This window comes from Haloarcula argentinensis DSM 12282 (genome assembly GCA_000336895.1).
Classification (GTDB): Archaea; Halobacteriota; Halobacteria; order Halobacteriales; family Haloarculaceae; genus Haloarcula; species Haloarcula argentinensis.
Genome location: AOLX01000029.1, coordinates 1 through 25,945, shown reverse-complemented (window position 1 = coordinate 25,945; position 25,945 = coordinate 1). Strand labels below are relative to the sequence as shown.

Genomic DNA, 25,945 nt, shown 5'->3' with positions numbered 1-25,945 from the left:
CAACACTCCGACAGCCGGCTTCGGAGGGGATAGTATGCCGGAGTCGCTGTTCAGACACGCCCTGGTACCTGTTGCGTCACCGGAAGATGCAGAATCGACCATGCGGGCGCTGCGACCGTATGTAGAGTCGGCGGAGGGAGATGTAACCGTTATTAACGTCATCGAGAAGGCGGGTGGCGCCCCGGACAAAGCGTCAGTCGAGCAGCGAGAGGATTACGCACATAAAATGTTCAGCGTTGCTCGTGACGAGATGGCCGATACCGACTGCACGCCCACCACCGAAATCCGCTATGGGACTGACGTTGCAGAGACGATTATTGAAACCGCGCACGAAATCAACGCGAGTGCGATCGTTTTCACTCCACGGGGTGGCAACCGGTGGATTCGCCTGCTGACCGGCGACGTGGGACTGTCACTCGTCTCCGAGAGCGACCTACCCGTTATTACACTACCTGAACCTAACGATGACTGATCAAGAACTCGCACGCGACCTCGGCTTTCTCGAAGCGTATACGATTGGCCTCGGGACGATGATCGGTGCTGGGATATTCGTCCTCCCGAGCATCGCTGCCGAGCAGGCAGGACCCGCGAGCATGATTTCTTTCTTTGCCGGCGGCTTAGTCTCGCTGCTCGCTGCTATTTCACTGTCGGAATTAGCCACGGGGATGCCCAAAGCCGGTGGAAGCTACTATTACGTTAACCGCGCGCTCGGTCCATTCTTCGGCAGTATCGTCGGCTGGGGAATGTGGGCCGGGCTGACCTTTGCCAGTGCGTTCTACATGATCGGTTTCGGTCAATATCTGCTCCCCGGGCTTGGAAAGTACATCGGGTTCCTGGCCGGATGGGGTGAAATCGGGATAACCGTCGCAGCACTCGTCATGGCGGCGCTGCTGACTGGAGTCAACTACTACGGCGTCAAAGAGACCGGGGCACTCCAGAACGTCATCGTCCTCACTCTGGTTGGCCTCATCGTGGCGTTCCTCGGGCTGGGGGCCGCGAGTGGGCCAACGATCGGAACGTTCCTCCCACCAGAGGGCTGGCCGGCCGTCGCAGCGACGATCGGGACCGTCTATGTGACCTTCATCGGTTTCGAAGTTATCGCGACTAGTGCCGAAGAGATCAAGAATCCGAGCCGCAATCTTCCGCTGGCGATGATTGCGGCCGTCGTGACGCCGACGCTGATGTACGTTGGGGTGATGTTCGTCTCGACCGGGACGCTCTCAATCGAGGCGCTTGCAGACTCTCCGATACCAGTCGCCGACGTAGCGACGGAAATCATGGGGCCAATCGGAGCCTTAGCGATGATCGTGGGAGCCGTTCTAGCGACAGTGTCGAGTGCGAACGCGAGTATCCTCTCGGCGGCCCGCGTGAACTTCGCCATGGGTCGGGACAAGATTCTCATCAACTGGCTCAACGAGGTCCACGACCGGTTCCGGACGCCATATCGTGCCATCTCCGCGACCGGCATTATCACGCTCGTGCTCATCGCCATCGGCGTCGGCATCGGGACACTCGCAGAAGTGGCGAGTTTCATGTACCTCGTCACGTACGCGCTCGTCCATATCGCGGTGATCGTCCTCCGTCGTGCCGATCCTGACGCCTACGACCCGGCGTTCCGAATTCCGAGCGTGCTGTACCCGATTGTCCCGATTCTCGGTTTCGTCGCCTGTATCGCCATTCTCCTCCAGATGAGCTTCATCGTGCAAGCCATCGGCGGTATCATCGTTATCTTTGGAATCCTCTGGTACTTCGTGTACGCCCGGGACCGAGCACTCAGCCAGAGCCTAGTTGGGGAGGCAATCGCGCCAGAACCGACCACAGTAGCGGACGGGCAGGGACGCTATCGGGTTGTTGTTCCCGTGGCAAATCCCGAAACGGAACGGGACCTTCTCCGGATGGCAGCGGCGAGCGCACACGCACACGATAGCGAAACGGCCGAGGTTGTCGCGGTGAACATCATCGAAGTCCCACAGCAGACTTCACTGGAACAGGATCTCACATTCGAGGAGACACGAGTCGAACGCCAGCAGGAACTGCTGGACTCTGCACGGGACATCGCTGACGACCTTGATGTCGGGCTCCGAACGCACGCCATCGTTGGTCGCAACGCTGGCTCAGCGATTCTGGACGTTATTGAGGAGGAAAGCGCTGACCACGTTCTCCTCGGCTGGAAAGGCAAGCGAAGCCGACGAGAACACGTTCTCGGCTCCACAATCGACCCTGTCATCGGTCGTGCACCGTGTGATGCGACGCTCGTGAAACTCGGTCCAGAAGGTGGACGCGCGACGGGCGAAATCATGGTCTTGGCCGGTGAGGGGCCACACGCACCAGTGGCTGCCCGTCGGGCCAGAGAGTTTGCCGAGGCGGCCGACGAGGAAGCCAGGTTGACGCTGTTCAACGTTCAAGAGCCAGGCGAAGACGATGACGGCCTTTCCCCACGGGAGCGGGGCGAGGCGCTCATCGAAGAGTTCGTTGAACGGACCGGTCTCGAAGAGACACAGTACGAGAGCCGTATCGAAGTGGCCGAGGATATCGAAGGGGCGATTCTCGATGCAGCTACAGGATACGATACAATCTGTGTAGGTGCGACCCGCACGGGAGCGGTGTCACAGGCTGTCTTCGGCTCGCTGCCCGAGACGATTGGTGAACAGACGGATCAGACTGTCGTCATGTCCCGTGGGCCTGAAGAATCCGCGATGTCGATCCGCCAAGCCATCGTTCGACGCCTCGAATCGTAGGCAGTAGGTCAGGTCCCCACTACTGCACGCAGGGGAAACCGCATTGCTCCTCCACCTGTCTTCTTGTATGAATCGGCACCTCACTGAAAGCAACAAGCGCTTCAGTTCGTTCTATCCCGTCGCCGTGCTGGCCGAGCCAGCACAGGCTACAGTACTGTCCCGCTTGGCTTCGCGGCTCGTTCCGTAGCCACCAAGTTGTGTTGATAAAGTCAGGACACGACCTTCTGCTGTATGGCCTCACTTGTTGGACTCGCTCTCGCCACCTTCGGCCTCAATGCCTCGTTTCCATCGGTAGTAGAGAGACCGCATAGTCTGGTCAGAATCACGAGACATGAGAATAGTCAGCGCATCAAGCTCTGAGAGTGTCTCTTGTACGGACCCATAGACTAACGCTTCTAGCTGTGATTTCTGTTCCGGCGCTCCTATTGATACGGCATCATGAGACTCCGCTTCCGTTATAATTGCATCAGCGGTATCAGCAGCCTCCCTGATGGTCGTTGTAATCGGTATGTCGGAACCGAGCACGTATTCAGCGAACTTTAACAGGTCTTCACCGTCGCTTCTCGCCTCAGCAGATGATTCAGGTGGTACCACGTGGAACACGGTCACAAATGCACCTGTGGCACGTGCTACCGCGCGTGCTGCTTCCGCAGCGAGGGCAGAGTGCGGGCCTGCCCCGACCGGTAATAGTATCGAGTCTATCGTTTCGGCTTCCGATTCAGTGAGCGGTGCGACAGTATGCTCATCAACGCTCGGTACGTACAGTGCGTTCTCCCCTCCTCTGGCCCCCATCTTTTCGACGAACACATCGCACTCAGCGTCCGTCAAGACCGCGTCAATTGTACTTCGCTTGAACAACCAGCCCTGGTTGAGGCCGGTTCCGCGTGGCAGCAGGACAGCCGCCTCACTCTCATCGTCTATGACAGCAAGAAGACCCTTAGTCAGGTCTGTCACGGTTCTGACGGCTGCACTGACCGGAACACTCGGCGTGAGTTCCTGTGCTAGAGTACTCATCTCCGCCAACTGTGTCCGTCTGTTTTCGAGTGTCTCGATGGTGGGGTTCGTATCGGCCTGGCTCGCTTGTTCCGTCCGGATATACTCTCGAACATGGCCCAGTTCTGCTTCGTCTGTCACCGTCTCGATGCCAAGCAAGAGTACCCGGCCGCCGTTATCAGCAGCCAGTGCGACCGCTGTTTGTAGAAACCGGCGGACGTTGATCCCTGTATAGCTATCAAGCAGCGTCTCAGTAACGGGAACGATAACTCTATACCCTGGAGATTGGATAGGCGGCGCGCTACGAAGATACGGTTCATCATCCGAACCCGAAGATCGCTCCGGGACGGTGATTCGAACGCTGGCTGGCTCGGAGTTCTCGGACATCGTTATGACCCTCTGAACACATCCGTAATCCGACTCGTCGCCCCGTTTTTCGCGAAAACGGTGACGGTGTCACCAGCACGAATCTCGCTTTCCCCCTGCGGAATGAGCAATTCGCTATCTCGGACGATGGCGACGATTATCGTCTCTTCGGGCAACAGATCGTTGTTATCAGCTTCGATTAAATCGAGGCCATCGATCGGAGCGCCCGAACTGACTGCCATCTCGAAGATTTCAGCTTGACCAGCAATGGGCAGGAAATCCTGAATCCCCGGGTGCTGGACGGCCCGGTAGAGATATTGACCGTTGAGACGGTGCGGACTTTCGACGATATTCACGCCGAGGTCCTCGAATAGTTCCATGTGGGCGGGGTCGTTGATTGAACTCACGAGCGTCTCGACCCCATACTGCTTTCCAAACATGGTCACCATGAGGTTTACCGAGTCGTCTTCCGTGGTCGAAATAAGTGCGTCGGCCTCCTCGATGCCGGCTTCGAGCAGGATATCTTTCGATGCTGCGTCAGCGTTGATAACCATACAGTCGTAGGTTGCACTCACCTCTTCGGCCAATTCTGTATCGCGTTCGATGACGACCACCTCGTGGTCGTCCTGCGTTGCGAGGTTGATAACGGTGCTTCCGGTGCGGCCTGCGCCGATTATGATTACGTACATTGGTGGTATCGTGATGGTATTGGTTGCGTAGCGATACGAGCGAGCGCTTCTACTGTGCAGGGCGGGCCGGGTACATCAAGCACAGGCGGACGGAATTGACGCTGACTATCCATTCGAGTCACCGCCTGAAGATCGCGTTAATCAGGACTAGGACGGGGATGATTTCGAGCCGCCCCATCCACATCTGGATGATGAACAGGACCTCAGCGATGACCGGCATCTCTGGGCCAGTAATCCCCGACGATAGGCCGACGGTCCCCTGTGCCGTCGCTACTTCGAAAATCCCATCGGCGAGCGTGAAATCCGTCGGAAGCACTGCCAACAGGACGAACAGCGAGAGGACGAGCAAGACGAGGTACGCGAACGCGAACGTCGTCGCGGCACTAATCTCGGTGTTTGCCTCGTCGGCTTTGAGTATCCGCTGCCCAATCCGGAGGTCGTCAATTGCGTGGTCGGGGAGGAACACGCGAGTGACCTCCCAACTGATGCCACGTGCGATAATATAGCCACGCAGCAGTTTGATCCCGCCGACCGTTGCACCGGCAGAACCGCCGAGTAACATCGCACCGAAGACGATGAACATGACTGCGCCGTTGTTCCAGTCGCCGATTGCAGACGTTTGCCACCCCGTCGTCGTCTGTGCGCTAATAAACTGGAAGAGACCATCACGGAACGCCTGACTCGTCGCCACACGCCCGAGGTACGCGATGGGCTTACCGTTGTAAGGCACGCCGACCCATCGAGCGAGAAACGCCGTCAGGCCGACTACACCGATGATGAAGAAGCCAAACAACACTCTCACCTGTGGGTCACGTGTGAATTCTCGGACATCTCGTTCGGAGAGCATCTCATAGTAGACTGGAATCGAAATTGCCCCGGTAATCATCGCGGGGATGTGAATGAGTTCCATCGCGTATGAGTCGTAGCCGGCGATAGAATTGTCGAGTGTGCTGAACCCGCCGGTGGACTGGCCAGTCATCGCGTGGTTTATCGCGTCGAAAATCGTCGGCTCGATACCGTAACTCGGGGTAACGAGGAACGTGGCTGCTGCCAGATAGACGGCAACTATTGCGGTGACGCCGACGTAAATCTTCCAGATTGCACGCGCCGTACCCACGATGCTCGGCCGAAGTTTCTCATTTCGTGCTTCTGATTGATATAGCGAGAGGCCCGCAGTCCCGTGCGGCTGCCGCAAAATTGCCAGCGAGAGAACGATCATCCCCGCACCACCGATCCACTGCATCTGTGAGCGGTACCAGAGGAAGCCGTGGCCCACCGACGGTTCGTGAACACTCATCGTCAGCCCCGTCGTTGTGTACCCGCTCATGCTCTCGAAGAAGGCATGGATCGGGTTCTGGAAATTGAGTAGGCTTGACTGATAGCTTGCCCCCGCTGGCACGAATGATTCGAGTACTGCCGGTGGCGTGATGTAGGCCGCGATTACGAACGGGAGGGCACCGAACGCCGCCGTAGCGAGCCACCCGAGGGCCGCGACGATCATCGCGTGGTGACGCTTCGGTTCAGGGGCATCTTCGCACAGTTTGTACGCTGCCCCGCCAGCAAGCGAAGTGATCCCTGCACCGATTAGAAACGACAGTCCGCTGTACCACTCCTGATAGACCAGCGAGACAAGCATGGGGACTAACATCAGCCCGCCGATGAGTACCTGCAAGGCACCAACGTCTCTACAGACCGTTTTCGAGGCTGTCAGGAAGTCAAGGCGACCGACAGATGAATTGGACATTGATTTGGATTCTCCCGTGATCACGCTGTTTGGTCTTCGTAATGGCCGAAGATGTCGGTGAGATCTGGGTTCGCACCGGCTGCGGAGTAGACGGTCAACAGATCGTTCGTTTGGATTCGGGTGTTCCCACGCGGTGTCAGTGGCCTGTCCTCGCCATCACGACCGATGGCGACGATCAAGACGTCATTCGGAAGGATTCCCTCCTCACCGGCTTCTGTGAGTGTTTTGCCAGTGATTGGCGCATCCTCCCTAACTGTGATTTCGAACACCTCTGCGTCCTCGCCGATCCGCATATAATCGACGATAGCCGGTCTGGCGACCGCACGGTAGAGATGCTCGGCGATGAGTTGCTGTGGATTCTCGACCGTATTCACCTCGATCTGACGAAAGAGGTTCATGTGCGCTGCATCGTGAACGACTGACGTGATTGCCGGAATCTCGAACTCTTTGGAAAGCAGACAAACCATCACGTTCGTCGCGTCCTGATCCGTCGTTGAGATAATCGCGTCCGCTCGATCCGCTCCGGCATCCTCCAATGTCTCCTTGATCGTCGCGTCCGCGTTGATGACCAGGCAGTCGAACTCGCTTGCTATCTCCTCGGCTTTTCCTGTATCTTTCTCGATAACAACAACTTCGTTTCCAGTTCGAGTGGCGATATTGATCAGCGGTGAGCCGATATCGCCTGCTCCGACGATGATGATATACATATGTGGTTTCAGTTAAGAGTTTGTTGTCGACCGAGACGCCCAGCTCTTGGTTCACTCACGCGTCACTCACCTCTCGGTCAGGGAGCGCCAGAATCGGGATGTCACTCTCGTTGATGAGGTTGTGTGTTACATCGCCAGCTAACAGTTTTTGCCAGCGGCTCCCCCCACGGGGAGTGAAGACGATGGCACTGGCGTCAAGTTCGTGTGCTGCCTCAATGAGTGTCGATGCGATATCGGTCCCGTACCGAAGCTCTGTTTCCAGTGTGACACCCGTGTCAGCGAATCTCTCTCTGACGGCAGCGAATATATCTCTCGCAACCAATTTGCGCTGTTCGACTGACGCTTTGTCCGGCGCGCCACCGGCTTTCTCGATGACATGGACGGCGATAATAGTGCAGTCTGACCCTGCTACGTACGGGCGAAGAGCAGAAGTTGTCGCCCTCGCGTCGTCTTCGTTAGCGACTGGAACAATGACTCGCTGGAAGAATTCCGCAGACATCTCAGTCACTCTCGTTTTCTTCGTGTACTTTTCCGAGATAGTGCCACCGGTACTGTCCATCCTCGTCGCCGATAGCGTGTTCCCACTTGACCCTGTAGGCGAACGGGCCTCGTGCTTCGCCAGTTTCCTCCGGGCGTTCTACGACGACAATCGTGTACGCTCCATGGTCCTCGATTCGAACGAGCTCTTCACCCGCCCGAGATTCGATCGCATCTGTGAGCGGTGGATGCTCCCGCAGGAGCTGCTGTGCGTAATGGATAATCTCCCTGAGTCGCGCGTCACTACTGGCTTCCAGTACAGTCGTAATTTCCTTCGGGATATTTTTGGGGGGGTTGGTCTCAGATTGTGTCATATTTCATTTGGGGGCTGCTCTGTTTCTGGCCCCGTTGCGCAGTCGATATAGGCCGGCGAGTCGGCCGTTCGAACGACTTGGTTACTCCACAGGAGCTGTCCTCTCGAGTCTAGAAATATCGCTTGATTAAAAAAGTACCGTCTAGTATCCTTATACAGTAAAAGAGTCGGACGAAATTACGTATTCCGAAATCAGTTTGGTATGCTGTCATTTACTGGTCTGGTGAATTTAACAGCTATATCTACCGTCGAATGGGAACACTTGATCGGGACGTTGAGGGAGTGCTACACACATGAAGTCTATTACAACAGTCCACTACCGTGGGTTCGTTGATACCAGATGATTGCCAGATTACTTCTCTTCGAAACTGAATTCCTCTCCTCCATTCCGCTGTACTGTGAGAACTGCATTCTCTGACTCTTCAGTGACGCTCGCAGTGATTGAACCCGTGACGAACTCTAGAAGGCTGCGTTGCGTCGGTTCCCCCATTACAGTCACGTCGTAATGTGCGGATTCGTTAATGATTGCCTCCGCGACGTCAGGCGCTTCAAGATGCCATGTGTCCAGTTCGACAGATTCAGGAAGACGCTTCTTGGCCGTTTCGAACAGTTCTTCTACCCGTGTTACTTCGGCTTCGGTTTTGTCTTCAGACACGTGGAAGAGGTCAACGGGAGCATCTGCACCCACCCCGAGAGCGCCACCGACGATGACGCCGAGGTCACAATGTTTGCCTTCGGCAACCGGAACAAGCACTGATGCGACCCCCGGACCAGCACGCGAGTATATGACTGAAACGACGTCGCACGATGCTTTTTTTCGCATCCGATCGGCGGCGTCACCACGAACTCCCTCGGCAAACAGTTCCGGCGTGTGTTCGTCAAGGACAGCCAGCTGGATATTCCGTTGTTTCGCCACCCTGATCGCTGTCTTTAGCGGACTGTTCGTTTCCTCGACGATCAAATGTGCATCGACGGTATGACCGTCGTTTAGATTTGCTTGGAGTAATTTTCGACCGATACGTGAGGTCTCTGCTGTTTCCAGACCAGCGTCTGTAAGTAAATCTAGCACGAGGAGTTCCGCTCCGGCCCCCTTTGCGATATTCAATGCGGCCTGAAACGTGAAGTTATCATGAGAACTAAAAACTGGGTACAGTATTCTCGGTGGAGAATCGGGCGGGTTGGACCGCTCCAGAAATTCTTGGAGACTCGTTTCAGTGTGGGCCATGCCACTACTGACTGTCTATCCGTAATAAATCCACTCTATCGTTCCGGATTCCGTAGCTAGAAGAATATATATTCCCTAAACAACGGATTGATGCCTTCGGAGACAACCAGCTGCAAGACTAGTCTCGTAGACTATTGCCGGAACACAGCTACCAGCAGACATCAGACTCAATACGCTGGCAACGGGTCGGGATACGTTTTGTACGCGCGCCCCGTTTTCCCGGTGACACAGGCCGGTCTACGTTCGCTATCTGAGACCACAGGTGAACAGACGGATCAGACCTGTCCATGGTGCACGATCTGTAAGACTCCACGTTGTCGGTTGGTCAGACCACCATCCGACGCCTGAAATCGCTGACAGCCCACTGCAGGCAGCAGGGGAAAAAGGGATTGGCACGCATCCTGTATATCTAGTATGAGTCGTCGTCTCGACGAAATAGACAAACGCATTATATATGCGATGCAGGAAGATGCACGGAATATCTCGGCTCCGATGGTCGCCGAGGAGATGGATGTCTCTCCGGGGACCATTCGCAATCGAATCAACCAACTCGAAGAAGCGGGCATCATCAAAGGGTATCACGCTGATATCGACTACGAACGCTGTGAAAGTCGCATGACTAATTTATTCGTTTGTAACACTTCGGCGAGTGAGCGGGAAAATCTCGCCAGAAAGGCACTCACAGTTCCCGGAGTCGTGAACGTTCGTGAACTCAGGACGGGCCGTGGGAACCTCCAAATCAAGGCTGTGGGCGAAGAAATGAGCGACCTCACACGAATAGCCCACCAGCTCAGTAAACTCGGTCTAGAAATCGAGGACGAGGACCTAATTCAGGAGGAGTATTTTACCCCGTACGAGCCATTTGGGCCGGACGGCGCACCCAAGCAGGGTGCAATGACAGATATGGTGTCTCTCTCCGGCGGAGCCGAAGTAGTTGATGTGACCGTCAGCAAGGACGCCCCTATAGTCAATACGACACTACGAGAAGCTAACCAGCAATCGCTGCTTGGCAGTGAAGTGCTTGTTATTGCCATTGAGCGTGGAGATGAAATGATCACGCCCAAAGGTGACACGGAGATTCGTGCTGGTGATCTCATCTCCGTGTTCGCCCGGGACGGCGTGCCAGAGTCGACACTGGAGTCGTTTGGCAACACGAACCAACCGATGACACCATCGTGAAGACCCGAGCGATTCTTCGATACTACTAGACTGGTCCTATACTCAACATCTCTTCGGATTGCTGGCCTAACCCTCGATAGTATGTGGATTGCGCAAGATAGCGAGGTTTTTATTTCAGGACCGCAATTCTCACTCTAGCGAACCCTCAATTACATCCGCGGTATGTCGGCAGACATCGAAACGAGGAATTCGTAGAGGATACTGATCATGAGGGACTCAGCCCAAAACAGCACTAATAGGACAAATAACACATGTACATAATCACTGTCGGAGCTGGCGATATCGGAACACCGCTCATTGAAATCGCAACCGGAACTGGAAACGAAGTTGTTGTCATCGAAAAAGACGCGGCGAGAGCGGACGAAGTCGCTAATGAGTTCGACTGCATGGTCATCAACGCGGACGCGACGACCAAGGAGACGCTGGAGGATGCCGGAGCTGACCGGGCTGATGCGCTCATCTCGACGACGGATCAGGACGCGACCAATGTCATGATCTCATTGCTCGCACAGGAACTCGAAATCCCTAGTATCGTCTCAGTCGTCCACAACCCTGAGCACATGAACCTCTTCAGGCAGATCGGTGTCAACACAATGGAGAATCCACAGCGCCTCATCGCAGAATCACTGTTCCGGTCTGTGGATCGACCATCGATTGTTGATTACATGCGTGTCGGGGATGTTGCCGAAGTGTTCGAGATTACGGTCGCTGAGGACGCACCGATCGCTGGGCTGAACCTCATCGAAGCGGACAAGGAGGGACTGCTTGATGAGGACACACTTGTCGTAGCGATTGAACGGCCCGAATCGGATTCTCCTATTACCCCCCGTGGACAGACCCGCATTGAAACCGGTGACCTGCTCACGGTGTATTCGGGGACTGGAGCAACACCAGAGGTGACAGATATCTTCGGACATTACGAGGACCACGAAACGAACAATTCGGGCAGATTCAGTTTATGAGTGGTGTAGGAATCGCTCAATCGGTAGTCGTAGACTCGGGAAGTGTGGTCAAAATTCCTCACAGCTGTTTGTAGCACAACTCTCGGAACTGTCCGGGTACGGAGGGCCCCACCGTACCGCGACGTAATATGCTCGATGTCAGGATTTCGACCAGATATCGGGACTCGCAAGTAACCATTTCCCATTACGCAATCTAACGGCCCACCTCTTTGGAGTGAATCAGCCAATTTAAGTTCTCGTTCAGCATACCGAAATTGTATGGCTAATCGTCTTGGGACAATTGCTCGCGACCTCGGGCGGATGCTCGAGGCGCTAGCGGGTCTCATTCTCGTCTCCGTTCTTATTCCACTCGTCTGGCAAGAGTGGTGGGTTGTTCCTGGTATGATCCTTTCAGGACTGCTCCCTTTGCTCGTCGGGTTTGGGCTTTCCCGAGCCTTTCAGAACGCAGACGATCCAGGTCGATTGCATGGCATGATGATCGCCGCCTCTGGGTGGTTCTTTGTAGCAGTCTTCGGCTCCCTCCCATTCCTGCTTATTGCCTGGACGGCACGACTTGATCCCTCGGTTCTCGAAATTCCGGCCCGGTTCACGACCGGAGGAACTAGGACGTTCAGTACACTCGCTGCGTTCCAGAATCCCCTCAACGGGTTCTTCGAGAGCATGAGCGGGTTTACCGGCACGGGACTGACGATGACCGATAACGAGGCGGCGCTTCCACACACGCTCCAGTGGTGGCGTTCATTCATCGAATGGGTTGGTGGCGTAGGAGTCATCGTGCTCACGACCGCTATTCTCGCACGCCCGGGAAGTGGGTCACTGACGCTCTACGAAAGTGAAGCGCGTTCGGAGAAGATTCATCCTAGTATCGTGTCTACTGTCAGGACTATCTGGTGGATCTTCCTCCTGTTCACGTTCTTCTCGATCCTCCTCCTGTGGCTGGCTGGCATGCCGATGTGGCATGCGATTAACCATGCGATGACCGGGCTCGCAACTGGCGGATTCTCGATTACGGATAACTCGATAGGCACGTACAACAGTGTCGCCATCGACTTCGCACTCATCCCCATCATGATTCTTGGGAGTATCGCGTTCCCGATTCATTATTTAATTCTACGCGGGAACCTCCGGAACCTCTACAAAGATCTCCAGACGCGGTGGGTCTTCATTTTTTTCGGCCTCGGGACGTTGATTTTGACTGCCTTATTGTTTGGTCAGGGATTTTACCAGACAGAGACGATGACCGTTGCTGGAATCGTTCTCCATGGCCGGGCAGCAACGCTCTTTCAGACGTTTCGATTTGCCATCTTCCAGTTCGTCTCGGCGGCGTCCTGTACCGGGTTCCAGACTGCAGGCTCGCTCGGACCGGGATGGTCGGCGCCCGCACAGTTGACAGTCGCGTTCGGAATGATTGTCGGCGCAGCTGCCGGGTCAACTGTCGGGGGGATCAAGCTCATCCGGTTGCTCACTCTCGGAAAGGGGATTCTGTTTCGTATCCGTGACGTGTTCTACCCTTCAACTGCTGTTCGCACATTCCGACTGGATGACCGAACATTATCAGATGACGAAGCAGCGCAGGAGTTTGAAGAGGCCGCCATCATCACGTTCCTCTGGATTCTTTTCCTTGGCGTCGCTGCATTCGTCTTTATGATCGCCCTTCCGATGGGTCCAGAAGGTTACACTCTAGAGAACGTTCTGTTCGAGGTTGCCTCCGCGCAAGGTAACGTTGGGCTCTCGTCGGGCATCACGGGCCCAGGGATGCCGACGGTCACGAAGGTCATGTTCTTGTTCAACATGTGGATCGGTCGACTTGAGATAATTCCGGTCTTAGTACTCTTGCGGAGCTTGTTCGTCTCTATGGAGGTTTATGACTAATGCAACTTGAACAGATTCCGTTCATTGGCCCGCTCCTCGCGGCTGGCGCAGATGACTCCGTATTCGACGCGCTTCTTATTTTAGGGCCAATCGTGATCATTATCATCACTTTTCTTGGCCGCACGTTACCTTCGATCCTCCTTGCAGTCGCCTATACGGGTGGGTTTCTCAGCTATATCGTATATAAGGGAGTTGCTGAAACTACAGAGAGTAGCACTTAGGGCCTACTACTTATTAGCGGGTTCGTCCAGCTCACTGGTCTCTTAACTCATCCAGTGAGTGAACGATTTCATATCCCGTGCAAGTGCGTGTATCCTTTGTGGCAATTCACTAACATGATTGGTGGTTCAACAAGATTGGCTGTTTGGAGAGCAATCTGTATCAGTTTCCGTTCACTGGATCGGCCGAAACTACGCATTACAGCCGCTCTAAACCTGCTGTAGTCTCAACTTCCACATATGCACAGTAGTTGAGACTGGCGCTCTCAATGCATACGGTCCTCGAATCGCCTTGTCGTCGAGGGTGAACATTACTCATTGGCTTAGTTAGTATCATTACTTTCAGTACTTTCGTAGGTTTCAGTACTAACACTCTTTACAGTGGGTAACGTACATCCACTCAACGATGTCTATCGATCGAGATACATTCGAGAACACAAGCGAGGACGAACTCGAGGAACTCTCTGTCCCAGACCAAGTCCTCGGGTTTCTCGCTGCTCACGAGGACCGTGCATTCAAGGCGCGCGAAATTGCCTCTCAAATCGGCATAGACGAGGGCGCAGTCAGCACCGCACTCTCACGGTTGAAAGACCGCAGTCTCGTCGAACACAAAGCGACGTACTGGGCGGTGACCGACGACACCGAGCGTCTCGACGGGTATAGCGGCTACGAGCGGGCGACTACCCTGTTCAACGAGCAATTCGGTGAGGAAGACAAGGAGTCGTGGCGCGAACACGCCCCAGACGAGCCACATCCGAGCGTGGACGAACAGTGACCGATGAGGAGGCTTCCCCGATTTTCGAACGGGGAGATGTCGTCTACGGTGATGATCCGTTCAAAGGCGAGGAAGACGCCCGACCATGGTTGATTCTCTCAAACCACGAAGGACGTCCATTTCATGGCGAGCAGTACATTGCGGTGACGCTCACGACGAAATCTTGGATGGACGGGCTCATCGATATTTCCGAGGAGAGTTGGCTTCGTGGTGGGACGCCAGACGAGAGTCGGATCGTTCCGTGGGGTATCCAATCGATCGACCACGAGGATATCGATTACTGGCAGGGCCGTCTAGAACGCGATCTCGTTGACGAAGCAGTCGCTGCACTCGCTGAGGAACTACAGTAGCCAGTTCTTCCAGCGATTTTTGATTCGGGGGGCTCAATGAAATGGCTGTTCCCTACGTAAGCGAACCGACCACTCAGCCGTTAACGAAGGTTCGCCTCCACGATTGTCTTGGTCCCGCTCTTAATCATTCTGACGGGCATCGCCGTCGACCATCCACGGCGATCTGAGAATTAGAATTTGGCGGTGCGGGATTTTCATACGAGAGAGTGTAATGATCCTCCAACAGGACCCACAGCACTCAAACAGACCGCTCTGGGAGCGGGGATGTCATGCTCAGGCGTGGCCCTGTTTTTTTTAGGCCCCGACCGTTGTCCAGCGCGATGAGAGTGCGGTCGCTGACAGCCGACAGCGACGAGACCAGATAGCATCGGAACACTCTCTGAGCCACCAGTATACTTATTCGTTCCCCGATACCGTACGAACGTGTGTAATGTCTGAATCGTCATCGGACGACGGTGAGATAGCGAACTTAGAAACCCTCCTCAGTGAGAACGCGGTCGAGACTGACGTTCAGACACTTTCAGCGCTCGGATACGAAACCCGATACAGGCTCGTCCGACTGCTCGTCGAAGTCGACAGCGGGCTCGATTTCTGTGAGATTACCCCGCACGTCGATGTCAGTGACAGTGCCGTCAGTCACGCGCTGACACTCCTTTGTGACGCCGGGCTCATACAAAAAGAGAAACGCGGGCGTTCCAGACATTACCGGGCGACGAAGCGAGCAATTGCTCTCGTGGCCGTGCTCGACGGCACGCGGTGAGTCGTGCTATCGAAGCGACTTAGCCAGTGCAGGAAACACGTGGCGGAAGAATACTTCCGGGGATATCCGATCAACAGCAATCGCCAGTGTCACAGACGTCGTCGTACTGAATCCCTGTCTCCTCGCTGATAGCCTCGTTGCACTGTTTCAGTACGGTCTCGAACTCGAAGTCATCCGCATCGGACTGCATCGCTGCAAGTTCCTCGCCGAGCGCTTCGGCCGCGTCTAACACGTCTCCGTCGGTAGTGCTCAACAGCACCCACCCCCAGTTGCCTGGGCGAACTGCCGGCCGATCTGCTCGCTTATCACGTCGTTGGTCTCCTGGAGAAGTTCGACAAGTGCTTCCTGTGCTTCGCGATGGCGCTGGATCGTGTCGTTCTCGTCCATCTCCGATTTGAGATCCTGGAGTTCGCTCATGAGCGATTGGTCGAACCCACCTTGTTGCATCTGTCGTTGTTTTTGCTGGAAGTCCTGCAGCAATGCCGACGCCTCCGAGTCCTCTTCAAGGGCTTCGCTGGCGTCGACGAACTCCTGATAGGTCTCTGACTCTGTGAGTGTCTGCATGAATGTCCGGAGTTGCTCTTCAACGGCGGCCTCGGAGGATTGCCCTTCGCTCATGAGATGGTCACCTCCTGCTCTCGCTCCGTCAGGTCCGAGAGACCGGTAATCTCGTCACCGAACGCGCGCAGTTCGTCCAGCCCGACCGGTTCGTCTCGACGCAGCGGCGCGAACATCATCGGCGTCTCGAAGCGGTCCTTGATCTTATCGAGGTATTTCTCCTGTTGGGCCCGTCGGTTCGCGAAGAAGGCGTTGTCGCCGTACTCTCCAGGTAGTAGGTAGTTTGCCACGACGAAGGCTGTCTCGATACCGACCTGATCTTTGAGGTCCTCGGCTGCACGGTAGGCCTCCATCATTGGCGTGTATTCGGGATACATGACGAACGCGAAGGAACTCTGCTCGGGGTCCTGCATCGTCTCAATGACCTCGTCGTACTGGTCGCCCTTCGCCGGAGCGGCCCCCTTCGTCAGCGAGCCGAGGTCCATGAAGCCCTTCCAATCGGACGGGAGTTCCAGCAGGCGGAGCGTGTGGCCTGTCGGGGCAGTGTCGAAGACGACAATATCGTAGCCGTCTTCCTGGAAGTAACTCACGAACTTCTCCAGTGCAGCCATCTCCTCGGCACACGGTGACTCTAACTCTTCCTCGACATTGGCGATGGCGGCCTCGACATCCAGTTCGGTGTCCTCCTTGTCCGCGTACATCTCCTGGACGTGGTCCAGGACCTGCTCGCGGTACTCTTCGAGGGCCTTCTCCTGGTCGATGCGGGCCGCGTCGAGATTCGCCTGACTGACCGACGTGGGCTCGTGGCCAACCGGCTCACCGAAGATGTCTTCGAGATGGGCGGCCGGGTCGGTCGTGACGACGAGCGTCTCGTAGCCGGCCTCCGCGAGCTTCGTCGCCGATGTCGCGGCGACAGTGCTCTTGCCGACACCGCCTTTCCCAGTGAAGAAGAGGTAGCGAGTGTCATCGCCGGGCGTCAACTGTTCGGCGACCGACTCGGGGTCGGCCAGCGTCTCGACGTCGACTGACTGGTCGGTGTCGACGTCCGTGGCAGAGCCGATTTCGACTGTCGCTTCCTCGCCGTCATAGATGACGCCACCAACGTCCGAGAGCAGGTCTAGGCCGGCGATCTCACCGGGCTGGAGTGGGTACGTCGCCGTGGCGTCGGCGTCGAACTCGGTTTTCGCCCGTTCGATGACTGCCTGTTCGTCCGCGCGTTTCCCCTCGAAGAAGGGATCGTCACAGACCGAGTCGGGAAGGTAGCCGTTGACGACGAGCAGCTGTGAGTTGATACCCAGTTCACTCAAGTCCGAAGCGCTACGCTCGATTTCGTCGAGCGAGGAGTCCTCGGGCTTGCCGACGAACGCGAAGGTCGTCTGCTCGTCGTCCTGCAGTGTGTCGATGGCCTGCTCGTACTCTGCCTTCTTGTCCTCCATGGAAGCGGCGGGGCCGATACAGGTCGAGCCGCCCTTCTCCAGTTCGGCGTTCCAGTCGGAGGGAAGCTCCATCAGGCGGATGGTGTGGCCGGTCGGCGCAGTGTCGAAGACGACCACATCGTACTCCGGGCTATTCATGAAGTCGACGAAGTTGTCGAAGGCCGCGATCTCATCGACACATGGGCTGTTGAGTTGCTCCTCGACAGTTTTGATCTGTTCGTCGTCAAGCAGCTCCCGCATCGGTTCGATGGTCTCCTGGCGGTACTCCTCGGCGGCTTGATCCGGGTCAATCTCGATGGCCGAGAGGTTGTCGATGTCGTCGATTTCGGTCACCTCGTGGCCGATCTCCTGCTGGAAAATGTCCGAGAGGTTCGGCGCGGGGTCGGTTGTCACCAGCAGCGTCTCATAGTTGTTGTCCGCTAACCACGTCGCCGTGGCACAGCTGACGGTGCTCTTGCCGACGCCGCCCTTCCCGCTGAAGAAAACGAATTCGGTATCTTTACCGCTCGGTTCGACGATTTCCCTGGCTCCAGTGTGTGTACTCATCGGTTACGCTTCCTGTGGGGGACTCTGCGCGTCGCTCAATTCGTTCGCGAGTTCGTCGTAGGAGAGATACTCCGATTTGGCGACGATATCGCCGTCGACGACGGTGATCGGAAGTATCGAGGGGCCGTTCTCCTGAACCATATCGTAGATGCGCTGGGTGTTCAGAAACTGGTCGATGTTGTGTTGCATATTCGCCCGCGTCACCTCGACATCGTACTCCTCTTCGAGTTGGTCAAGGGCGGCACTGACCTCGACGAGTTCGTCGTCGGGGTCCGGTCCGCAAACGCCGGTGGAACAACACATCGCTTCTTCGTACAGGGTGAGTTCAGTCATAGTTTCTCAGAGTGTTCAATTGAATCGGTAATACGCTTGAGTCCGCTTCACGATTACCGGAACTGCTCTGCCGGATTCAGTTGAACGTTATCTCATATATACTTCAAGCCTTCGGTCAGCCTGCGATTCCGTTGGCTGCCCGTAATTCCTCATCAGGACCTCGTTTACTCGACGACATGAAGTGGGTGATCGGACGAGAATAGTGACACCTTCAATCCGCCTTATTGTACTATCTAGCCTGCACACGTAATTTCTACACCGCATTGCCGAGTTCTATCAGCCTCTCTTCATCACCACTAACATCGGGTACGTGTTACTGTCCTCTGCGATACATAGATGAATGAGTAAACACTAAAATAGGCCTGTTTTGATGTTACTGCTTTGCGATATCAAATCCACAACACTTACTTTACTGTCTCCTCAATCAATGTGTATGTCATCAACAGAGCGGTTACAGCGGTATCTCTCCGATGAAAGCGGTAGCTGTGGTGATGCGGAAGTGGCCCAGCGACTCGCCGAACTCGAAGAACTGGACGCGGCCGCGGGCGGTCCCGACCTCGAAGCGGACGTGAGTGTGCTGTCCGCGCTCGCCAATGAAACGCGATATAAAATCGTCCGGATCTTGCACATCGCCGACGGGGAGCTTTGTGTCTGTGAGTTCTCCCCGCTGCTGGACGTCAGCGACAGCGCCATCAGTCACGCACTCTCCCAGCTCACCGACGCCGGACTTCTAACTCGCCGGAAAGACGGGAAGTGGCGGAAATACCGGACGACGGCACGGGCAAACGCGCTGCTAGTCGCGCTTGACGGGTCTCGGAAATGAACGGCCGACTGACTGAAAGTTGTAGCGACCAGTCTAGTTCACAGACGAGAGTTTATTACCGACACGCAGGATTGAGTGTCTATGACGGATAACTCGACAACGAAATTTGGCTTCGTTTGTGTACAGAACGCCGGCCGGAGTCAAATGTCGGCAGCCTTCGCCGAGCAGGAGCGTGAGCAGCGGGGTCTCGAAGACAGCGTCGAGATACTTACCGGTGGGACACGGCCTGCTGATCACGTGCACGAGGAAGTTGTCACGGTCATGCGCGAACTCGACATCGACCTCTCAGACCGGACACCTCGGAAAGTCTCGACAGCCGAACTGGAATCGTGCGACGTGGTCGCAACGATGGGCTGCTCGACCTTGGAACTCGACGCGACAACCGTCGATGTCCGCGATTGGGCACTGGACGACCCTGATGGGCAAGATATGGAACGTGTCCGCGAGATCAGAGACGATATAGCCCACCGTGTCAAAGACCTCCTCGACGAGTTCACTCCCAACAACTAATTGATAATAAGCGTACTTTCGGTATGGTGAGTGGGCAGTGCATTCGTCTTTAGTTAATACTCACAATAATACGGCTTGGTCGGGGTTTTCGGCCAAATTTCGTCCATTCACCGCTTCAATATGCCCAAATGACCCACTCTTGACATTGCGTATCTCCTAGTTTCACGACCAATAGCAACTCAGCAGAGAGAATCATATTCACCAATACTGTTGGTTATAATCTTAACTAAAAACGAATGGTGGGCAGTGTTTACTTGTGGAAATCCTGGAACCTCGACAGACCCTCATTGGCGTCACACTGTTTCGGACCGTGTAGATACCAAGTCTATGTGACACAAAACAACTCTTGTGCTGGCAAGTTAGACGGATTCTTGAGTCTGTCGTGGGCAGCGTCCCGTAGTGGCTGCAACTCGTGACTCTCAACGCAGTGTCTTTCGACGAATCGCACAACAGTCATACAGTGAGTGGCCAGCGTATGATTCGACACCACTGTACGACCGGAGTTCACTTGGTAGCCTCGAAGAAGACATCCGGACCGTTGCGGCCACATGGTTCGACCACGAGGCCCACCATTCCGTCGACGAGTTCGTGTCTCACTACCCAGTAGCGTATTTCCAGTTTGGGCCACACGATCGGTATTCTGGAGCAACTCAGTACGGGATGGACCAACTGTTCCGACTGTTTCTACTCAAAGAAATTCACGGTTGGAGTCATGAAACAGAACTCGTCACGTACCTCACCCACCGTCTTGAACTCTGTGAGCAGTTGGGCTTGACGACGGTCCCAAACCAGTCGACACTGTGGCGCAGCTGGCACGAACGGTTCACTACAGAACTTCGTGAGACAATTGAGGCAGTTGCGCGGACGATTCTGATCAAAGCCCAGAATGCAGATGTTGCTGTTCCGCGCGAGCCAGAACGGAAGTTTCCATCTCACGGTGACGACGAGGAACCAGCCCCAGACGATCAAGCTATCCTCAACGAAGCGGGATCGATTACCGACCACATCAGCCGCATTGTCTTCCCAGCCTTCTCACTGAAGCGGGACAGCGGCTGTGAGATCCATGAGAACGCGTATTGGGACTTACAAACGTATCTCGGACTTAGGGAACGGTTGGCTGCTAATGAGGGAGCTCGCAGTTTTGTCTACGAATCACCCCGTGACCGGACACCGCTGGGGCACGTCCATCGTGGTCAGATTCGTGACCTCTCTATCGAGCAAATTCGAGAAATGTACCGGCGTGCCATCCATCGACTCCTGAACGAGGTGGCGGAAACAGAGAAGTTCTTCCGAGCAGGGGTTGTCGCCATCGACATCACCGAAGCGGATCCCTTCACAGGCGATAGAACGGGCCATGAGGACGAAATCATCGGCACGAAGGAGAAAACCGACGAGTACGCCTATCAGTGGGCGACGGTCCAGTTAGTCGGCAACGCTGTTCCAATCGTATTGGATGCACGTCCTGTACGAAGAGGCGAATCACGGAAAGAGATCGTTGAGGATCTGCTGGATTCAGCCCAAGACGCCGTTCACGTCGATAACGTACTGATGGATCGTGAGTTCGACAGTCAGCACATTCTGGAGATGCTCAGCCAACGCGGCCTCTCCTATGTGGTGCCGAAACGAATGCAGACCAGCGAGAAAGCCCAGGCCAAACGCCTGCTCCAGCGGGGTCAAGACCGATACGAGACCGACCGGAAACTCCACCTCGGGAAGAACGAGTGGCACGAGACGACGCTGATCTACCGACGGAAAGAAGATTCTGAGCATAATGATCACCGCCAGTACTCAGTGTTCATGTCGAATCATGGGGGTAGTTTCCTCACCGAGTACGGCTATCGCTGGGAGATCGAGAGCGGATACAAATCGATCAAGCGGTTCATGGCTGCGACGACATCCAAGAATTTCGGGCTGCGATTCTTCTATTTCGCGTTTGCGTGTCTGCTGTACTCGATCTGGCGGGCGGTTGATTTGCTCGTGCAGGTCGAATTGACCGGTGAATACGAACACTCACCGATTGTGACGGCCGATAATACGCTGACGCTTTTGAAGAAGGAGACTGGCATCGGGTAGAGAGGCAACTCAATTTGGGTAACGCGGAGTCTGAGTGGCTACACTTGCGAAAGTCTCCATAATCCGGCGATACAGTCAGGAATACAACATGAAGGAATGATTGAGAGCTGGTCTGGAGCTGTTTTCGCTCGACGATTCGTCCAAATACATGCATTACAGCCCCGCTAAACCCGCTGTAGTCTCAACTTCCACATATGCAAATTTAGTATAGCATTATGTGGTTTATAGATGCCGTCTTATCCAATCTAAGCGCTACGGAGCCTCTGAACGGTGATATTCTGGTTTTGAGATTAGGTTTGTATTATCCCAATAAGCACCACCAGTTTTACCCGGACCGCCGCTGTACGGGAAGCATGGATCGGCTTCCGCCTGAGTACGATGCTACTCCCGGGGACGACGCCCTCGAAGCAGCCGTCGAGAAACGACTGGTCGATATCGACTCCGGACGCTACCGAACAAACGTCGCGAGCGTGCTGCGGAAGTTCGCGGCATGGAGTCGGGACCAGCATGGTATCACCGGTCCGGAAGAGATTGACGATGATCTCTGTCGGCAGTACGCTCGTAATCTAGCCCGAGTCGACGACCGGGACGATATCTCGCCGGAAACAGCACGGCGGTACTTCGCGTATGTCCGGTCGTTTCTCACCTGGGCCGTCTACGAGGGCCTGATTCCGACGAACCCAGCCAAGACCAACCACGCCGAAGGCCCGCTTCCGACCGACGAGACTGAAACTGACCAACAGTACTGGACGACACGCGACCGCGAAGCCATTTGCGCGACTGCCACTGCCCGCGTCGACGAAGCCGGCGAAAGTGGTGACGTCGACCGCACGGCGGCCTACCGCGACCAGGCACTCGTCTTCTTACTCGCCTATTCCGGAGCCCGCAGCGCGGAACTCGTCGCCGTCTCTGATGATGAGGAACGAAACGGTCTCCGGTGGCGACACATTGACTTTGACGCCGGCACGATGCAGGTGTTCGGCAAGAACAGAACCCGTGAGTCTGCGCCGATCCTCGACGACGCGCTTCGCCCGCTCCGCCGCTGGAAGCAACTTCGAGAGCCTGACGAAGACGAAGCCGTGTTTCCACGGCTCGATAATGCGGCGAAAGCCATAGACCCGACGCCGTCGATCACAACCCAGTCAGCCCGAAACATCCTCGCCAATCTCTGTGAGTGGTCTGAGTATGACTTCGAGGAACCGCTGAAACCACACGGCGCTCGCCGTGGCCTCGGTCGAGAAATCTATCGCGAGAACCCACAGTTGGCTCAAGACGTATTGCGACACAAGTCAATCGAAACAACGCACGAGGGCTATGCACAGGAAGCAGCGAAGCGTACCCGTGACGAAGCGAATGATATCATCGGCGGTGAGTAGGTTGGGACATCACCTCGGTAGAAGGAGGTAAGCGACACTTCAACCGATTTGTTCACCGAGATGGGGAAGAATGACTATTATGTAAGTCCCACCTGACTATCGACTGATGTCTGGAGACAATTTCTCAGAAGCAGTCCTCAACGCTGCCACTGACATTGTGGCTATTCTCAAAGAGTTCGGGCTAAGCGATCAGGACATACTTGATGTCATCATGGAATACGACGGTGACGCTGACTCATCAGTTGAAGCTGTGGCTGGCGAATTTAATATTTCGGCTCCAAGCGAGAGGGCGACATCTGCTAATAAGACAATGGTACTGCAAGATGTACTCAATCATAGTGAGTTAGGGGTGGTAACCGACAGTAGGTACGGTCACAAAGTGAACCTTGAAAATCAGGCCGATGATGCGGTGAATCGGTTTGGGTATGGATTCAACTTCCAGAGTGTTGGCGCTGACGAATGGGTCAGACTCAAATCAACCCACCCCAGAGCGTTCCGATTGGTCGTTACCGGGGAGAGTGGCGAGACGGTGACGACAGCCACATTCCGCTATCCCCCTGTTGACGACGAGGCTCAAAAGTCATACCAGCAGCAGGGAGCCCTCGGCGCAGCTCTGAACGACACTGTACTCAGTGATATCGGGCTACACATGTGCTACCTTGATGAAGGAAGTGAACATTGGAAGTGGTTCATCATACCGAAGGCTACCCTCTCTAAGTTGGTTGAGACATACGGTGAATCATTAGCCGTTTTCGGCGAACCGCTTGTTCGGCGCTGTCCAAGGTATACCTACAGCTGGAACCAGATTGATATTGATGAGGCAACTGATCACGAGGATGAATTCGGTGTCCCTGAACCGCCAACAACTTATAAACTCGAAGAGGCATACGATTTGAGTGAGCCGGCTTCACAACAACTGTGGTAGCTATTATCGACTACTAAACAGAGACTAATCGGTGTGATATGAGTGGTCGCACTGGGCTGCTATCTCACTCTTGATTGTCCATAGCAAATGCTCCTGTCCCGCGGAAAATAGTATACGGGTTCACCGCTGAACGTGGCTATACAAAGGCCAGCTACTATTGCAAGTTGCTTCATTGAATATTTTTACTGAGTAAGTAGGATTAAGTATCCTAACAACTGAGATAAATAGCAACAGTACCTCTATTGAGACTTCATATGACAAGCTCAACAAGAAAACTACAGGCGTTGCTTGGTGTGTTGCTAGTACTAACTGTCGGTCTAATATTTGGGGTGATGGCCGGAATCTGGGCTGGTCCGTTAGAGACAGCCGAAAACGAATCGGCACAGACACCCACCTCAACAGCCGGAGACCAGACGACCGGAGAAATCTCGGCCAGTTGGAATGACTCAACAGAACCGAGTGCGAGTGCCATTGCGCAGTTAGCGCCCCGGGAAGACGACTCTCAGCCGTACCCACTCGTCGGTGAGCATCAACCCACTGACCCAGATGGTGACGGGCTCTACGAAGATGTCAACGGAGATGGGGCTTTCAACACCGTCGACGCTAACGCACTGTCACGTCATCTGGGGACTACGGCAGCTGGTGCTAACTGGAGCGCGTATGATTATACAGGTGATAAGCGAACTGACGGCGAAGATGTCCAATGGCTCCTCGCGGCTACACGCTCGACACCCTCGAACGACACCGATGGCGATGGACTTCCAGATGCATACGAGCGAAACGTCACCGACACCGACCCTATGATAGCAGATTCTGACGGGGATGCTGTGATTGACGGCGCAGAAGACTGGGATACTGATACGTTACCAGCATATCGCGAATACCAGCTTGGCACTGACCCTCGAAGTAACGATACAGACGATGACGGACTTCCTGACAGCGTAGAATCACGGCTCCCGGGTGTTGATCCGACCGACCCTGACACAGATGACGACGGCGTACAGGATGGCGCTGCCGATCTCGATGCCGACTCACTGAGCACCTACAACGAGACCGTCGCGGGAACCCTCAGCACCAATCCAGATACGGACGGTGATGGCCTGCTTGATGGGGCCGAAGTACACCAGTTCGGAACCGACCCACTCACCGCGGATACGGATAGTGACGGGCTTCCAGACGGCGAAGAAGTTCGCCTCGAAACAGACCCACTCGTGGCCGATAGCAACGACAATGGCGTTATTGATGGTGAAGAGAGCTATACCACGACGGCTACGAACGAGACACTCGGAGTCACACTGAGTCTGACTGGCAACGGTGACATCGGGAATGAAACGACCATTGCTCCCCAAGACGAACCACGATTCAACACGTCCCGTGTGACGTATATGAGCGCCTCGCCAGTTGTTGAGCTCACCTCCGAGCGAGACTTTTCCTCGGCTAATGTTACTCTGGCGTACAACGAAACGGGGGTTCAAAATGAGAGTCAGGACCTCGCCGTGTTCACATACGATCCTGAGATGGGGATTTTCGTGCCGTTAAACTCCACTGTCGACGCCGCTAACAACACAGTAACTGCGAAGACAACCCACTTCTCTACGTTCGCAGTCTATGATCTTACCAACTGGGCAGCGACGTACAACGCAACCGAGCCAGCCCGACAAACACACGGCGGTGGTGTTCAGCCCAACACCGTCAATCACAACGCAGTCAGCCCGAAATATCCTCGCCGATCTCTGTGAGTGGTCTGACTACGAGTTTGAGGAACCGCTGAAACCACACGGCGCTCGGCGTGGCCTCGGGCGAGAAATCTATCGCGAAAACCCACAGCTGGCTCAGGACATACTGCGGCACAAGTCTATCGAGACAACACACGAAGGCTACGCACAAGAGGCCGCAAAGCGCACGCGTGACGAAGCGAACGATATCATCGGCGGTGG

Annotated in this window: 26 protein-coding genes and 1 pseudogene; 16 read left to right on the top strand and 11 right to left on the bottom strand. The window is 55.2% G+C overall.

The genetic code is table 11. The features are described from left to right. The first annotated feature begins 34 nt into the window (after positions 1 to 34). Together C443_RS19625 and C443_RS19620 are read left to right on the top strand one after the other, a co-directional pair. Complete coding sequence (locus C443_RS19625) at positions 35 to 472, top strand: universal stress protein (protein WP_005538605.1); 438 nt, start codon at positions 35 to 37, stop codon at positions 470 to 472. Further along, positions 465 to 2,738 carry an amino acid permease gene (locus C443_RS19620; protein ID WP_005538604.1) on the top strand — a complete coding sequence of 758 codons (2,274 nt, stop codon included), beginning with the start codon at positions 465 to 467 and terminating at the stop codon, positions 2,736 to 2,738. Before C443_RS19625 ends, C443_RS19620 begins: the two co-directional genes overlap by 8 nt. A gap of 237 nt (positions 2,739 to 2,975) precedes the next feature. Here C443_RS19620 and C443_RS19615 read toward each other — a convergent pair whose 3' ends face one another. The 7 genes from C443_RS19615 to C443_RS19585 all read right to left on the bottom strand — a co-directional run bounded on the left by C443_RS19615 (position 2,976) and on the right by C443_RS19585 (position 9,312). Then, positions 2,976 to 4,118, bottom strand: a complete 1,143-nt coding sequence (locus tag C443_RS19615; protein ID WP_005538603.1) for a universal stress protein — start codon at positions 4,116 to 4,118, stop codon at positions 2,976 to 2,978. A gap of 2 nt (positions 4,119 to 4,120) precedes the next feature. After that, entirely contained in the window at positions 4,121 to 4,801 is a 681-nt protein-coding gene (locus tag C443_RS19610; RefSeq protein ID WP_268237886.1) for a potassium channel family protein, read from the bottom strand. 103 nt (positions 4,802 to 4,904) lie between these two features. Next, positions 4,905 to 6,422 (bottom strand): TrkH family potassium uptake protein, encoded by a 1,518-nt coding sequence (locus tag C443_RS19605; protein WP_005538601.1) that lies wholly within the window; start codon positions 6,420 to 6,422, stop codon positions 4,905 to 4,907. A 128-nt stretch (positions 6,423 to 6,550) separates the two neighbouring features. Further along, positions 6,551 to 7,237 carry a potassium channel family protein gene (locus C443_RS19600; RefSeq protein ID WP_005538600.1) on the bottom strand — a complete coding sequence of 229 codons (687 nt, stop codon included), beginning with the start codon at positions 7,235 to 7,237 and terminating at the stop codon, positions 6,551 to 6,553. A gap of 55 nt (positions 7,238 to 7,292) precedes the next feature. Beyond that, positions 7,293 to 7,736: a universal stress protein gene (locus C443_RS19595; RefSeq protein ID WP_005538598.1), complete on the bottom strand. Its 444-nt coding sequence runs from the start codon at positions 7,734 to 7,736 to the stop codon at positions 7,293 to 7,295. A 1-nt stretch (position 7,737) separates the two neighbouring features. Continuing rightward, on the bottom strand, positions 7,738 to 8,088 hold the full coding sequence (locus tag C443_RS19590) for a hypothetical protein (protein WP_005538597.1): 351 nt from the start codon (positions 8,086 to 8,088) through the stop codon (positions 7,738 to 7,740). Positions 8,089 to 8,439: 351 nt separating this feature from the next. Continuing rightward, positions 8,440 to 9,312: a universal stress protein gene (locus C443_RS19585; protein ID WP_049944157.1), complete on the bottom strand. Its 873-nt coding sequence runs from the start codon at positions 9,310 to 9,312 to the stop codon at positions 8,440 to 8,442. Between the two features lie 414 nt (positions 9,313 to 9,726). Here C443_RS19585 and C443_RS19580 point away from each other — a divergent pair, with 414 nt between their 5' ends. From C443_RS19580 to C443_RS19550, 7 genes are all read left to right on the top strand, one after another. After that, a complete protein-coding gene (locus tag C443_RS19580; RefSeq protein WP_005538595.1) occupies positions 9,727 to 10,491 on the top strand; it encodes an Lrp/AsnC family transcriptional regulator in 765 nt (254 codons plus the stop codon). A gap of 251 nt (positions 10,492 to 10,742) precedes the next feature. Beyond that, on the top strand, positions 10,743 to 11,453 hold the full coding sequence (locus C443_RS19575; protein WP_005538594.1) for a potassium channel family protein: 711 nt from the start codon (positions 10,743 to 10,745) through the stop codon (positions 11,451 to 11,453). Positions 11,454 to 11,711: 258 nt separating this feature from the next. Continuing rightward, on the top strand, positions 11,712 to 13,325 hold the full coding sequence (locus tag C443_RS19570) for a TrkH family potassium uptake protein (RefSeq protein ID WP_005538593.1): 1,614 nt from the start codon (positions 11,712 to 11,714) through the stop codon (positions 13,323 to 13,325). Beyond that, positions 13,325 to 13,546 (top strand): hypothetical protein, encoded by a 222-nt coding sequence (locus C443_RS19565; protein ID WP_005538592.1) that lies wholly within the window; start codon positions 13,325 to 13,327, stop codon positions 13,544 to 13,546. The genes C443_RS19570 and C443_RS19565 overlap by 1 nt, the downstream gene beginning before the upstream one ends. 403 nt (positions 13,547 to 13,949) lie before the next feature. After that, positions 13,950 to 14,318: a MarR family transcriptional regulator gene (locus tag C443_RS19560; RefSeq protein ID WP_005538589.1), complete on the top strand. Its 369-nt coding sequence runs from the start codon at positions 13,950 to 13,952 to the stop codon at positions 14,316 to 14,318. Then, complete coding sequence (locus tag C443_RS19555; protein ID WP_005538588.1) at positions 14,315 to 14,668, top strand: type II toxin-antitoxin system PemK/MazF family toxin; 354 nt, start codon at positions 14,315 to 14,317, stop codon at positions 14,666 to 14,668. Before C443_RS19560 ends, C443_RS19555 begins: the two co-directional genes overlap by 4 nt. A gap of 430 nt (positions 14,669 to 15,098) precedes the next feature. After that, positions 15,099 to 15,428, top strand: coding sequence for an ArsR/SmtB family transcription factor (locus tag C443_RS19550; protein WP_005538587.1), 330 nt, complete (start codon positions 15,099 to 15,101; stop codon positions 15,426 to 15,428). Positions 15,429 to 15,498: 70 nt separating this feature from the next. Here the strand turns inward: C443_RS19550 and hcsS are convergent, their stop codons facing one another. The 4 genes from hcsS to arsD are packed head-to-tail and all read right to left on the bottom strand — an operon-like array spanning position 15,499 to position 18,301. Further along, on the bottom strand, positions 15,499 to 15,687 hold the full coding sequence (gene hcsS, locus C443_RS19545) for a halo-CC-star protein HcsS (RefSeq protein WP_005538586.1): 189 nt from the start codon (positions 15,685 to 15,687) through the stop codon (positions 15,499 to 15,501). After that, positions 15,678 to 16,046 carry a halo-CC-star protein HcsL gene (hcsL, locus tag C443_RS19540; RefSeq protein WP_005538585.1) on the bottom strand — a complete coding sequence of 123 codons (369 nt, stop codon included), beginning with the start codon at positions 16,044 to 16,046 and terminating at the stop codon, positions 15,678 to 15,680. Before hcsL ends, hcsS begins: the two co-directional genes overlap by 10 nt. Then, the gene (arsA, locus tag C443_RS19535) at positions 16,043 to 17,968 is read right to left on the bottom strand and encodes an arsenical pump-driving ATPase (protein WP_005538583.1); all 1,926 of its coding nucleotides are present in this window, start codon (positions 17,966 to 17,968) and stop codon (positions 16,043 to 16,045) included. Before arsA ends, hcsL begins: the two co-directional genes overlap by 4 nt. Before the next feature lie 3 nt (positions 17,969 to 17,971). Next, entirely contained in the window at positions 17,972 to 18,301 is a 330-nt protein-coding gene (arsD, locus tag C443_RS19530; RefSeq protein WP_005538582.1) for an arsenite efflux transporter metallochaperone ArsD, read from the bottom strand. Positions 18,302 to 18,734: 433 nt separating this feature from the next. On the opposite strand from arsD, the gene C443_RS19525 reads away from it, so the two are divergent. The 7 genes and pseudogenes from C443_RS19525 to C443_RS20895 form a co-directional block, all read left to right on the top strand. After that, the gene (locus tag C443_RS19525) at positions 18,735 to 19,124 is read left to right on the top strand and encodes an ArsR/SmtB family transcription factor (RefSeq protein WP_005538580.1); all 390 of its coding nucleotides are present in this window, start codon (positions 18,735 to 18,737) and stop codon (positions 19,122 to 19,124) included. Between the two features lie 81 nt (positions 19,125 to 19,205). After that, the gene (locus tag C443_RS19520; protein WP_005538578.1) at positions 19,206 to 19,634 is read left to right on the top strand and encodes a low molecular weight phosphatase family protein; all 429 of its coding nucleotides are present in this window, start codon (positions 19,206 to 19,208) and stop codon (positions 19,632 to 19,634) included. A gap of 399 nt (positions 19,635 to 20,033) precedes the next feature. Further along, positions 20,034 to 21,707, top strand: a complete 1,674-nt coding sequence (locus C443_RS19515; RefSeq protein ID WP_005538576.1) for a transposase — start codon at positions 20,034 to 20,036, stop codon at positions 21,705 to 21,707. A 353-nt stretch (positions 21,708 to 22,060) separates the two neighbouring features. Continuing rightward, positions 22,061 to 23,083 (top strand): tyrosine-type recombinase/integrase, encoded by a 1,023-nt coding sequence (locus tag C443_RS19510; protein WP_005538575.1) that lies wholly within the window; start codon positions 22,061 to 22,063, stop codon positions 23,081 to 23,083. 106 nt (positions 23,084 to 23,189) lie between these two features. Then, the gene (locus tag C443_RS19505; protein WP_005538574.1) at positions 23,190 to 24,008 is read left to right on the top strand and encodes a hypothetical protein; all 819 of its coding nucleotides are present in this window, start codon (positions 23,190 to 23,192) and stop codon (positions 24,006 to 24,008) included. A 254-nt stretch (positions 24,009 to 24,262) separates the two neighbouring features. Next, positions 24,263 to 25,747, top strand: a complete 1,485-nt coding sequence (locus C443_RS19500) for a dockerin type I domain-containing protein (RefSeq protein WP_318249606.1) — start codon at positions 24,263 to 24,265, stop codon at positions 25,745 to 25,747. Continuing rightward, positions 25,638 to 25,945 (top strand): annotated as a pseudogene (locus tag C443_RS20895) (tyrosine-type recombinase/integrase); the annotation flags it as partial. The gene C443_RS19500 and the pseudogene C443_RS20895, both read left to right, overlap by 110 nt.